This is a genomic window from Cryobacterium lactosi, from assembly GCF_004403945.1.
GTDB lineage: Bacteria > Actinomycetota > Actinomycetes > Actinomycetales > Microbacteriaceae > Cryobacterium > Cryobacterium lactosi.
The window spans coordinates 84,772-96,665 of record NZ_SOHM01000049.1 but is presented as its reverse complement, the minus strand read 5'-3'; the positions used below and the strand labels follow the sequence as shown (position 1 = coordinate 96,665).

Annotated in this window: 10 protein-coding genes; 5 read left to right on the top strand and 5 right to left on the bottom strand. The window is 64.3% G+C overall.

Annotation, left to right across the window (positions count from 1 at the left end; translation table 11 throughout):
- The 3 genes from E3T61_RS21290 to E3T61_RS21280 all read left to right on the top strand — a co-directional run.
- Positions 1-1,201, top strand: a 1,201-nt coding sequence (locus E3T61_RS21290; RefSeq protein WP_206751539.1) for a sialidase family protein, incomplete at its 5' end; no start/stop codon positions are given.
- A 136-nt stretch (positions 1,202-1,337) separates the two neighbouring features.
- On the top strand, positions 1,338-1,520 hold the full coding sequence (locus tag E3T61_RS21285) for a hypothetical protein (protein ID WP_133163844.1): 183 nt from the start codon (positions 1,338-1,340) through the stop codon (positions 1,518-1,520).
- Between the two features lie 389 nt (positions 1,521-1,909).
- Entirely contained in the window at positions 1,910-2,212 is a 303-nt protein-coding gene (locus tag E3T61_RS21280; RefSeq protein WP_338145555.1) for an MmcQ/YjbR family DNA-binding protein, read from the top strand.
- Between the two features lie 960 nt (positions 2,213-3,172).
- Here E3T61_RS21280 and E3T61_RS21270 read toward each other — a convergent pair.
- The 5 genes from E3T61_RS21270 to E3T61_RS21250 all read right to left on the bottom strand — a co-directional run bounded on the left by E3T61_RS21270 (position 3,173) and on the right by E3T61_RS21250 (position 10,102).
- Positions 3,173-4,891, bottom strand: a complete 1,719-nt coding sequence (locus E3T61_RS21270; protein WP_198418748.1) for a CBM35 domain-containing protein — start codon at positions 4,889-4,891, stop codon at positions 3,173-3,175.
- A gap of 75 nt (positions 4,892-4,966) precedes the next feature.
- Complete coding sequence (locus tag E3T61_RS21265; protein WP_241992736.1) at positions 4,967-6,886, bottom strand: glycoside hydrolase family 127 protein; 1,920 nt, start codon at positions 6,884-6,886, stop codon at positions 4,967-4,969.
- 40 nt (positions 6,887-6,926) lie between these two features.
- Positions 6,927-7,808 (bottom strand): carbohydrate ABC transporter permease, encoded by an 882-nt coding sequence (locus E3T61_RS21260; RefSeq protein ID WP_134642818.1) that lies wholly within the window; start codon positions 7,806-7,808, stop codon positions 6,927-6,929.
- Entirely contained in the window at positions 7,805-8,779 is a 975-nt protein-coding gene (locus tag E3T61_RS21255) for a carbohydrate ABC transporter permease (protein ID WP_103431510.1), read from the bottom strand. Before E3T61_RS21255 ends, E3T61_RS21260 begins: the two co-directional genes overlap by 4 nt.
- A gap of 63 nt (positions 8,780-8,842) precedes the next feature.
- Positions 8,843-10,102, bottom strand: a complete 1,260-nt coding sequence (locus tag E3T61_RS21250; RefSeq protein WP_134642817.1) for a sugar ABC transporter substrate-binding protein — start codon at positions 10,100-10,102, stop codon at positions 8,843-8,845.
- Between the two features lie 165 nt (positions 10,103-10,267).
- Between E3T61_RS21250 and E3T61_RS21245 the strand changes: the two genes are divergently transcribed.
- Complete coding sequence (locus E3T61_RS21245; protein ID WP_103431511.1) at positions 10,268-11,290, top strand: LacI family DNA-binding transcriptional regulator; 1,023 nt, start codon at positions 10,268-10,270, stop codon at positions 11,288-11,290.
- 313 nt (positions 11,291-11,603) lie between these two features.
- Positions 11,604-11,846, top strand: coding sequence for a hypothetical protein (locus E3T61_RS21240; protein ID WP_103431512.1), 243 nt, complete (start codon positions 11,604-11,606; stop codon positions 11,844-11,846).
- The last annotated feature ends 48 nt before the right edge of the window (positions 11,847-11,894 follow it).

Here is an 11,894-nt window from a genome sequence, read left to right as displayed (position 1 = left end):
GAGGACGGATTTCGTCGGTCAGCACCTGCCATCACGACCGTTACGCGAGGAACAAGTGAACTCTGTATATCCGCTGCCGCTCTCAACCAGCGCCCCCGAGCTGTGCATCCTACGTTCGGGCCGCGCCGACGAGACTGGCGCCAACTACACCCGATTGCTGGTGACGGACCCTTCGGGACCCAACGAGGGTGCCATTTTTCTGTCGGCGGAGGTCTACGTTGACGAAACGACTGACGGGCGAGCGTTCCCAGTGTGGCGAAGTGATGACGACGGCCGCAGCTGGACCCTGGTCGCGCAGGTGGTGGACACGTTTTTGGGGATAGGAAACCGGTACCAGCCTTCTCTTTTCGAGCTTCCTGTCGAGTTCGGTGGGTATCCACGAGGTTCGCTGTTGCTTGCCGGCAACGCGATCCCCGAGGACATGTCCGAAACGCACATCGTGATCTACGCAAGCGTGGATCGGGGTGAAACCTGGTCCTTCGTGTCCCAAGTCGACGCAGGCGGACCTGCGATCTACGATTCCTCCCCTCACGCCACGACCACGGCAGTTTGGGAACCCGACCTATACATGGCCGACGGGCAGCTCGTCTGCGTCTATGCCGATGAACGCGAAAAGGACAGAGGAATGCTCCAAGTCCTCGTGCACCGAACGACCAAGGACCTCCAGCACTGGGCCGAGCCTGTCATCGACTTTGGAGTGTCCGACGGGTACCAGCGCCCCGGTATGTTTGTCGCGACGGGTGAGCTTCCTGACGGCAGTTTTAGAGCTGTGTTCGAGGTTGTCGGCCCGACAATCGTTCCCGTTTACATCGCGAGTTCGACCGATGGTCTTAGCTGGGGCACCCCCGATGACTTGGGTCAACTACTGGTAAGCACGACGGGTACCACCCTCTCTGGAAGCCCAAATGTGGCTTGGCGAGTTGGCGCTGATGGGCAGGTGAATCTGCTTGTTACCGGCCGGCTGTCCATCGAAGCGGATGGAACGGAATCCAACCTCGCGCTGTTCAATTCGAGTGGTGGCGGCGGGGAGTGGCAAACTCTCCGCCTCCCGGTGTCTGCCTCCCGTCACCTCGACCTCGAGAACTCTGGCTACAGCCAATCTCTGACGTGGACGAACGAAGGCGCCTTGATCCAGGCAACATCCATTCTCAACGCGCTGGGAAGCCATGACATCGTCGTTGCACGCGTGCCCATAACCTAGTTACTCCAAGTACGGGCAATTTGATGGACGGATCGGTGACGGGCTGCACTTGTGCAGTGAGAAGTAGATCGACGTTCATTCGCGGCCATGGAGATCGTGTTCGGCTAAATCCCACCAGAATGCAGAGGGTCTTGCATTGAGCCCGCCCATTCCCGCTCCCGCGCCAGCCGTGGCCGCCTTTATAGCGGCGCTCAAGCTCCAGACGGTGCTCGAATTGCGCTTGGGCGAGCAACTTGCCGACGACGAAGTAACCCACATGACCCTGCACGTCGCGCGAATGGCCGACGACACGTTCGCAGAAAAATCGGGCGCACTGTAATGATGTCGGTATGGCCGTGACCCGCTCTTGCCGGCGCAAATATGGCGGATGAATCATGCCATACGGACGCTGAAGCCCCCTAACTGGAACGCTCCTGTCAAGCTGATTGGTTTCAAGTTCGTCTCGCCCAGTCGTGGACAATTGTTGATCAAAGTCATCGAGGTGCCTGTGGGGGAGTGTTCGGCTTCGAGCGGGCTGAGCGTGCTCCGCGCTTGAAGCCGCGGCACGGCGGCTCCGGAGGCTCGCGGTGTGCGGGGAACGCGGCGAACCGGTGAGCGTATGGGATGTGACGGAAGGAAATCCAATGAATGGTAAAAAGCTGCAGGAGCGGGCGGCGGCGGAACGAACGCTGGAGCTGCCGGGGGCGGAACTCACCCATCCATTCGGGTGTGGACTGGGACGTGTATAGAGTACGCGGCACGGTGTTCATGTTGCAAACCGTGGTGGCCGGCGAGCCGATCGTCATTCTCAAGGCGGCCCCCGCAGGTGCACTCAGTCTCCGAACGGCGCGCGCGGACATCACGCTGGGCTGTCACATGAACAAGCAGCATTGGATCACCCTTCAACCCGATGGCGGTCTTGACGCGGCTTTCGTCGACGAGCTCGTCACCGAGTCCTACCTGCTTGTCGTGGAAAACATGTCCCAGACGCAACAGCCTGTCGACCCGGCCACCTTCGGTCAGCGCTCGTGACGCCCAGCAGCTCCGGTGTCCAGGAAGTGGCGCGTCGCACTGCAGAGATCGCACCTGGCGCTGCACTCGCCGCGGTGATCCGATCCGGCCGGCTCGCCCCTCAAGGGTGGGCGTGGAAGTACCGGAGGCTCCGGCATGTCTCGTGCGGCCATCTCCGAGCAGGTGGACGCTTCGCCTAGCCACCTCGGCACCGACTGTATCGACGTCATTCCGATCCACCACGGCCGAGCCGCAGGTCGAGGAGTATCCGCGCCCACAACCCCAACCCGAGTCAAATCAGAACCTGAACCGAGCCCCAAGCCGATCGGTGGATCGAGGCCAAGCGATCCTCTGTCGGACGCGTCGCTGGTCGGTGACACTGAGGTCGTTGAGACACTTCCGAAGGGACGGTGTCTAGTCGACCCTGGCATTTTTGGGCAGCGCCCATGAGCATCACCGGAGCGCGGCTGCAGCAAGTTGCTAGCGACACAGTCGGCGCACTTGCAGGGTGACCAAAGAATATCCATTCACCCCGCACCTGCTCGATCGGCCACGCCTCGGAATGGCCGCTTGAAAACTCAGGACAAACGCCGAAGTTCTGACCCCCAAGGATCGCTAGCTAATCGGGGCTTGCGGTCTTGGGTGCACTACCCGCACCCCTTGCGCCTACGGCGGTTCGTGCCGACCAATATCGCACTCCACGCCATCCATACGTGCCGCGGTCTCAAAATGGGGCCTGCCGCCAGCAGTGCTTTTCGCGATCCCGTACGCGCTCCTGACTTCCTCGAACCGGTCGGCCGGCAGCGGCGTGAGGTGGGCTGACTCTTCGGTTTCGAACAGTTCCCACCTGGTCGCATCGTTGACTCGGCGGATGCCGTGGTTGATCCCCCGTACCGGCACGCTGAGCTCAGCGTTCAGCTGACGCGACGGGAAGAGCCGTCGCGTCAGCTGGCCCCTTCCCGGTCCGGGGGATCTCGCGCTCTACCGGGGCGCTACCGTCAGGGAGTCGATCTCGGCGAAGCCCGTGCCGCCAGCGAAGTTCGGCGAGCCCTTTGCCAACCGAATGACGTTGTATCCGGCTTTGAGAGTTACCGGTGTCGACGACGAGGTAGCGAACCGCCCCCAGGCGCCGGTCGGTGCATACGACACCATCGTGTACGCGCCGCCGTTGTAGGCGAGGCCCTGGGTCGACGTGGTCGCGCCTCCGTTCGCGTACCGGGTGGTGAGTGAGTACGCCCCGGCGGTCGGCACCTCGACGACGAAGTCGACGAAGCTGTTCGATCGCCCGTCCCCGAGACCGTCGATGCGGCCTACGTAGCCGCCATTCGACGCGCCGGTCGACGAAAGTCGGGAGGCGTTCACGACGGTGGCATTCTCGGCCTCGTAGACCTGCTGGTACGACGTTGTCGGGCCCGAGGCGGGCGTGACGACCAGCTGGTACGCGCCCAGGTAGTCCTGGTTCGTGACCGGCACGGTGACGGCACCGTTCACGATCGGGATGGTCGTCGATGAGACTCTGGTCGGCGCGTCGACGGTCGTCATCCGTCCCGAGCGTGGCGTGTAGTTCACCGTAACGGTCGCCTGGTCGCCAAAGCCGGCGAGACCTTTGACCTGCACGGCATTGTCTCCGAAGGTCCCGCCGAAAGCGACATTGACGATCTTGCGGCTCGAGTCATACGATGCGAACCCGTCGAGGTCACCCGACGGCGTCACCGCGAGCATGTTGCCGGCCATCTCGCCGTACCACTTGTAGAGCCAATAAGAACCAGTCGGACGGTTGTTCCAGACCAGCCCGCCGACGGTCCCCGACTCGTACCAGTAGGCCCGCTGGGCGTCGTTGATGCCCGTGCGTTCGAATTGCGCGATGTAGTGGGCGGCGACGCTCGGGGTGTCGATCTGGCTGGGCGAGCCGTACTCGTTGATCGAGATCGGCCGAGGGCTGATGCCGAGAGATCGCTCGATGGCCCTATAGTCGGCGACGTGCTCGTCGACGGTGTTGTAGGTCTCGTTTTCGAGTTCGTGCCACACGACTACGTCCGGTACGGTGCCGTCTGCCTTCGCCCGAGCCATGAAGTCGCGCATCAGGTCGGGGTAGTAGCGGCTGTAGCTAGGGCCGATGATGGGAGTGACGGCATCTTGCTGTTTCACGAGGCGATAGGTGCGGGTCCACCCGTCGAGGAATGGCCCTGCCTTGGCGGTGTCCCAAGTGCCGTCTGGCTCGTTCCAGAGTTCCCAGCCGTTGATGTTGGTGGTGCCGGTTGCGTCGACACGGGCTTTCACCATTGTGTTCACTTTCTGGGTCCAGTCCTCCCAGCTGACCCAGCGGTACGGGAAGTTCGGGTAGACGTCGGGCATGCGCGCGTACGATTGGGCGCCGTCGCGGGTGAACGCGTTCGCGGTCTTAAGGATGTCGCCTGACGGTACGGTCGCCCCGTTGCCGAGTTGCTGCACACCGGGTGCCGGTTGGGTGTGCTGTTTCAGCCGCAGGGGCGTTAGCAGGCCCGGCGCGGGGTTGGTGTCGGTGGATACGGCGTAGAGACCGCCCGCCCCTACGTGGGTCACCGGCCTGATGCTGGTTGCCGCGTCGACGACGAGGGTGTTGCCGGCGGCGGCGGCCGTTGCGGGCGCGGCCGGGACGACTAGCGCTGCGAGGATCGCCGTCGCTGCCAACAGTCCTGTCGTAATCTTCGTTCTGGTCACAGAAAGCTCCTTTGCTTTTTCGAGGGGTGCAACAGGGTGGCCTCGCGTATCGGGCGGGACGTTGGGAGGCGCGGGTCAGCGCGGGCGGTCGGCGACCGGAAGCCAGACTCGCATGGTCGAGGGCCCCCGATTCGCCCAGGTGGCGTAGGGCACGAGATCGACCGTGCCGAGTGGCTCGGTCGTATGGTCTTGCCGGCCGTACGGCCACCCGCCGGGTGTCTGAGCGTTGCGCAAGACCTCGACAGAAGCGCCGGTCCTGGTTGTCGTCGGCGACATGGTGATGTCGACGGCGACGTCGTTCACGTCGCCCCTCGGCAGGTCGGTGGATTCGAGTACGAGCACCAGCGGCCCGCGCTGTACGGCGACTTGTCCGCGCACGGCGTCGATTCGGGGATCGGGCGTGACCCAGCGCGCCTCGACGGGGAAATCAACGGTCACGACGTCCCCGGCGCCGAATCGGCCGTGCAGAGTTGCCGAACGGGCGACTCGCACGACCGGAGTCTCGCCCCCGCGACTGATTCGGGCTGAACCTGCCCATGACGGTATGCGCAGATCGAGGTCGACCTCACGGCCTGTGTCCTCACGCCAGGTGATACTGACGTGCCCGTCGTACGGGTAGCCGCTGCGCACGGAGACGGCAACCGGCGTGCCGTCGGCGAGGGCGGTGTCGATGTCGAAGTCGCCGTACTGGTGCAGTTGCAACCCGGAGTCGGTGGTCGTGGCGAAGGTCAGCTCGACGCTCGCCAGGGTGCGTGCGACGTTTGTCGGGCAGCATGACACCTCGAACCAGGGGGCCCGTAGGCTCGACAGTGCCCGAGCGTTGAGTGCACTCTCGTCGGGGGCGACTCCGTCGGTTCGCTGGTGGAGGGTGTTCGTGTAGAAGAACGCGCGGCCGTCTTCGCGGGGCGAGGCCATGATGTTGTTCAAAAGGGTGCGCTCGATCAGGTCGGCGTACCGCGGGTCGCCGTCGTCCAGAAGTAGACGCCACGAGAGCATGTTCGATGCGATACCGGCACATGTTTCGGAGTATGCACGGTCCGGCGGTAGCTCGAAGTCGGCGCCGTATGCCTCGTCCTGGTGGTGCGAGCCCATGCCGCCGGTCACGTAGGTGCGCCGGGCGATGGTGTTCTCCCACTGGGTCCGCACGGCACGGGCAAGGTCGTCGTCACCGGTCTCGACGGCAACGTCGAACGCACCGGCCGCGAGGTAGAGGGCGCGCACGGCGTGACCTCGGAGCACCTCGGCCTCGCGTACCGGCACGTCGTCCTGGAAGTACTCCTGGCCGTACTCGATCGGCGCGAGTAGGCCGCGGCCGCGGCGCTCCACGAAGAGGCGGGCGAGTTCGACGTAGCGGGGCTCGTCGAGGGCGCGCCCGAGCTCGACCAGGGCGAGCTCAATCTCGGGGTGTCCGCAGACGGCGACACGGCCGTTGGGCCCGAAAGTTGTCCAGAGGTGGTCGGCCAGTCGCCGGGCGACGCCGACTAGCGTGACGTCGATGCGTGTGCGGACTGCGGCGACCGCGGCCTGGATGAGATGCCCGAAGGAATAGAGTTCGTGACCCCACTCGAGGTTCGAGTATCGGGCCGGCTGCCAGGGCCGGCCGAAGCTGGTGTGCAGGTAGCCGTCGGCGTCCTGTGCCGATGCGACCCGGTGCACGTAGCGGTTGTAGCGGGCGGCAAGGGCGGCGTCGTGCGACCGGCCCAGCTCCCACGCCATGGCCTCGAGCAGTTTGTAGATTTCAGAGTCGACGAACTCGATTCCCGCGTGTTCCCAGCCGGTCTCTTGCGAAGCCGCTTTGTCGAAGTTGCCCGCCCAGCCGATGCGCTCCATCCAGTCCTCGCAATGCTGCAGCACCACATGGGCGTTGAGCTGCTGCTTTTCGCGCCAGTATCCGCCGGTCAGACGGATTTCTGTGGCATCAAGTGGCGTTAGGGCTGAACGGCGGGGCTGGACGGGACCGGCGAAGGTCGACGTCGAAGTGTGGATCGTGGTCACGGGCGTGCTCCTCATGGAGTGTGTGGTGGTCATGTCGCCGTCAGTCCTTCACGGCGCCCGCGGTGACCCCGGCTGCGACGTATCGCTGGGCGACGACGAGGAGAACAGTGGCGGGGATCGACGCGACGACGGCGGTCGCCATAATCGAGTTCCACTCCTGGTTGTTGTTGCCGATATAGCGGTAGATCCCGAGGGTGATGGTCTGGGCGTCACCGCCGCTATTGAGGGTCGACGAGAAGACGAAGTCGGACCAAGCCCAGAGGAACGCAAAGAGGCCGACCGTGACGGCCGAGTTGCGACTGATGGGTAGCACTACCGAGACGAAGGTGCGCCACGAACTGGCACCGTCGAGTTTCGCGGCGCTCATCAGCTCGTCGGGGATACCGCTCATGAATGCGGTGAAGATCAGAACACCGAAGGGGACGGCGAGGGTGGAATCGGCGATGACGAGCCCCCACCATTCGTTGAGGATCCCGAGATTGAGGTAGATCGCGTAGAAGCCCATGGCCATGATGACTTGGGGGATCATCTGGGCGACCAGCAGGACGAAGCTGAGTGCGCCTCCTCCCTTGGGTCGCAGTTTGGCGAGCGAGTACGCAGCCGGTGCCGACAGAGCGATCGTCACGAGGACCGTGCCCAGTCCGACTAGCAGGCTCGTGCCGAGGAAGGGCAGCTGTTCGGCGATCACGGCGCGGTAACCGTCGAGCGTCGGTGCGGCCGGGAACCACGACGGCGGACTCTGTCGCATCTGCGCGGTCGGGGTCAGCGAGACGTTGATCATCCAGTAGATCGGGAACAGCATGATCGCTGTGAGGACGACGCCGATCACGGTGGTGCCAAGGTTGCGCCGGCCGGCACGCCCCGAGGTGGTGCGTCCCGATACTGGCCGGGGGCCGGCTGCTGGTTGAATGGCGGTGCTCATGACTGGTCCTGCTTCCTCTGCACGCGCAGGTAGATGAAGCCGCAGACGAGAGCCATGATGATGAGCAGGTTACCGACGGCTGCAGCCGGTCCGAACGAGGGGAGGGTGGAGCCGAAACCGAGCTGGTACGACCAGATCGCGAACGTGGTCGACGCGTCGCCGGGCCCTCCCCGCGTCATTATCCAGATGATGTCGAAGACCTTGAGCGTGTAGACGAGACCGAGCAGGATCGTGATGGCCGAGACGGGGCGGAGTAGCGGGAACGTGATGCGCCAGAAGACCTGCCAACTATTCGCGCCGTCGAGCGCGGCGGCCTCGTAGATGTCGCCCGAGACGTTCTGTAAACCGCTATAGAGGATCACGAGGTTGAATGGGATCCCGATCCAGATGTTGGCGATGATCACGCTGGCGAGTGCCCACTGTGGTGAGGTGAGCCAGTTGACCTGATCGCCGCCGAGTGTTCTGATCACCGAGTTGACGACGCCGCTGTCGCTGTTGAGCATCCACGACCAGGTCGACGCGCTCACGATCAGTGGCAGCAGCCACGGCACCAGGAACAACGCTCTCAGCGTCGATGACAGAGGGAATTTCTGAAAGAAGAAAACCGCCAGGGCCATGCCGATCGAGAACTGGAACGCGATCGATATGCCGGTGAACAGCAGCGTGTTGATCAACGCAGGCCCGAAGGTCGGACTAGCGAACACGGCGGAGAAATTCTCGAGCCCGATGAAGGGTGCGTTCCCTTCGATGAAGGAGCGGACAGTGTAGCCATGCGTCGACAGGTCGACGTTGCGGACCAACGGCCAGACATAGAAAACGGCGAGGTATACGACGACCGGGGTAAGGAACGCCCAAGCAGTCAGCTGACCGGTGCCCGGTAGACGCCTCCGGATGGGCCCACTGAGGCCGGGCCGGACGCCCGGCCTCTCGGGGGACACTGCCTCACGACGTTCCATCGTGTGGGTACTCATGGTGCTCCTGTCGTCGTTCGGCGGTGTCACGGGTGGTGCCATGGTGCGGGTATGCGAGTGCTGCTACTCGGTGGCAGATGCGGCAGCGTTCTGGGCCTCCGCCAGGGCGTCCTCGGGGCTGGACGATCCGCTGAGGCTGTTCTGCACGGCTTTCCAGAGCTGCTCCGAGATCTTCGGGTAGTCGGTGCCTAGGTCGTCGCTGGTGCGCCCCCGGGCATCGGCGACGGCAGTGACCCATGGCTCGAGGTCAGGGTCGGCGGAGACCTGCGCCTCTTGAGCGTCTTTCGTCGGCGCGACGTACGACAGGGTCGCGTCCGTCGCAACGAGGTTGTCGGTGCTGGTAAGGCAGGCCTGGATCTTCTCGCTGACTTCGTAGCGGGCGTCGTCGCTCTGAACGGGCACGGTGAGGAACTCGCCGCCGGTCGGCGCCGGGGCTGCGCCACCGTCCTTCGAAGGGATTGAAATGATGCCGTAGTCCATACCCGATTCCTTGATACCAGCCAGCTGCCAGGTGCCGTTTTCGGCGAAGGCGTAATCACCGGTCACGAATTCCTGCCAGGTCGTGGTCTGGGTATTGTTGATAACCGAGTTCGGCGCGTAGCCCTTGTTGACCCAGTCGGTCCAAAGGGTCAAAGCCGAGACGGCGTCGTCGGAGTCGAGCTCGGTCAGATCGGCGCCGCTACCCCAATACCAGGGTAGGAACTGGAAGCTACCCTCTTCGGTGCCGATGGCCGAGAAGGTGATGCCCTTCTTGCCGGCCGCGGTGACCTTTTCGAGTGCGCTCGTGAGGGAGGCCCAGTCCGTGATTGACGAGGGGTCGACCCCGGCCGCGTCGAGGACGGTCTTGTTGTAATACAAGGCCAGCGTGTTGGCACCGATCGGTACTCCGTAGGTCTTCCCATCGATCTGTCCCGCGGCGAGAATATTCTCTTCGATGTCGGTGGTGTCCGCGCCGGTCTGCTCGGTGTCGGTCAGCAGCCCCGCCTCGGCGAGGGTCGAGACCACAGGGTTGTCGACGAGCAACAGGTCGGGGCTATTGCCCTGCTGACCGGCGAGCAGCGCCTTGCTGGTGAGGTCGGAGGTGTCGTAGCCGATGCGCTCGATTGCGACGCCGGCCTCGGCGCCGCACGTGTCGATCAGTTTGGCCCAGTCGGACGTGTCATCGAATTGGGGGTATGGGTCCCAGAAGGTGTAAGTGCCGGACGCGGCGGTGCCTTCACCGGCCGACGAACCGCCGCCGGAGCACCCGGTGACGGCGAGCGACACGACGGCGATCCCGGCGAGCGCGACAGCGACATTCTTACTGCGGAGGGGCGATATCACAGGAGGTTCCTCTCTGAACTGCTGCGGGTACTCCGTCAGAGAGTCCGGCCGGTGGTGCGGCACGGGGACTCGCCGTCGAGAGCAAAGAGACCGAAACTGGTTTCGGTAGCAAAGTTACATGCCCTGCTATAGGCCGTCAACGCCTTTGTGAACTAATTTTGGTAGATGACCAACGCAGTAGGCGGCAAGAGCATCCCGTCGCACGTCACGCTTGCTGACGTCGCACGTGCTGCGGGGGTGTCGGTGGCCACGGCCTCGAAGGCTCTGAATGGTCGCGCCCAAGTCCGCGAGAGCACGAGGGTGAAGGTGCAGGAGGCGGCGGCCGCGTTGGCGTTCACACCCAACTTCTTCGCCCAAGCGCTGAATTCCCCGCGTACGGGCACCATCGGGATGGTCACCAGCGACCTCGACAACCGATTCGTCCTGCCGATACTGCTCGGTGCGGAGGACGCGTTCGGCTCGGGCTCGCTCTCGGTGCTGCTGGCTGACGCCCGCGACGACGTCCTCCGTGAACATCTTCACCTGCAGACACTGCTGACACGGCGTGTCGACGGGTTGCTCATCGTGGGACGGACCACGAATCCCCGGCCACCCGTCGCCCTCATGGCGGACGTGCCCGTCGTCTACGTCTATGCCCCTTCGACCGACCCGGCCGATGCCTCTTTCACCCCCGACAACGTCCAGGCGGGGCGTCTCGCGGCCGAGCACCTCATCGCCACCGGGCGGACGCGGATCGCGCTTGTAAACGGCGAGGTGTCCTATGCAGCGGCTCAGGACCGCGCGGCGGGGGTGAACCAGGCCCTACAGGCGGCCGGTCTCCAGCTCGTGGGCGGGAGGTCGTTGTTCGGGCAATGGGGCGAGGGGTGGGGGCGGGACTGCGCGCGCCTCCTTGTCCGCGGCGGCGAGCCGGTCGACGCAATTATCGGTGGTAGTGACCACATCGCCCGCGGGATCCTTGACGCCCTCCGAGACGAGCGCATCAGCGTACCCGACGATGTCGCCGTAATCGGGTTCGACAACTGGGACCTCCTCGTGCGCGAGTCTCGGCCGACTCTGACGAGCGTCGACATGTCGCTCGAGCAGCTCGGCCGCGCCGCGGCGCAACACCTCGTCGACGCGATTGGTGGGGCACCGTCGCCCGGGGTGGTCGCCGGGCCAGTTCGACTCGTCGTACGCGACTCCGCGTAGAACCGTGCAGTCGACGTCCGGACCGGCATTGGATGGGCCGGCGGGGATGCACGCCGGGATTCCGCACATGTTGATGGACGCTGCGGCGAACCCGACACGACGTGAGGGTAGTGAGCGGTGACGTGCGGGGTCTACCGCGGCCGCACTCCATTCTTTGACGAGGCTCAAGCCGCGGAGCTGCGCGAGAAGCCCGCCACCCGCGTTCCGAAAGTTGCTTTGGCCCGAGAAGTTGAGATCAGCCGCGAAACTGTCTACGACTACCTCCGCGTGTCATGACCGATTCGCCCCATGGCTCGACGAGCACCAGCAGGCGGTGTGGCAGGACCTGCTCACCGTTGCTATCGCGCTGCCGACGCTGCTCGATCTGCAGGTGGAGCGCGACGCCGAGACGACCAGCTACGAATACAGCATTCTCGCCCGCCTCGATAGTGGGGACTTCGTCCCAACTATGTTCTTCATCCGGTCCTGCACCAGAAGCGGATTAGCTTCCCTCACCGGCAGCGCCCAGCACCACACTGTCTTCGACGTAAGCCGCTGCCATGCCCGGTGTAGTTAGCCATATCGCAGTGGCAACGACGCCAAGCATGGCGCCCTCGCGAACCGT

What these genes read in the sequence shown, in the direction of transcription:
- E3T61_RS21255 (WP_103431510.1), bottom strand. Translation starts at nt 8,779, where the DNA reads ATGAGTACCCACACGATGGAACGTCGTGAGGCAGTGTCCCCCGAGAGG.
- E3T61_RS21260 (WP_134642818.1), bottom strand. Translation starts at nt 7,808, where the DNA reads ATGAGCACCGCCATTCAACCAGCAGCCGGCCCCCGGCCAGTATCGGGA.
- E3T61_RS21245 (WP_103431511.1), top strand. Translation starts at nt 10,268, where the DNA reads ATGACCAACGCAGTAGGCGGCAAGAGCATCCCGTCGCACGTCACGCTT.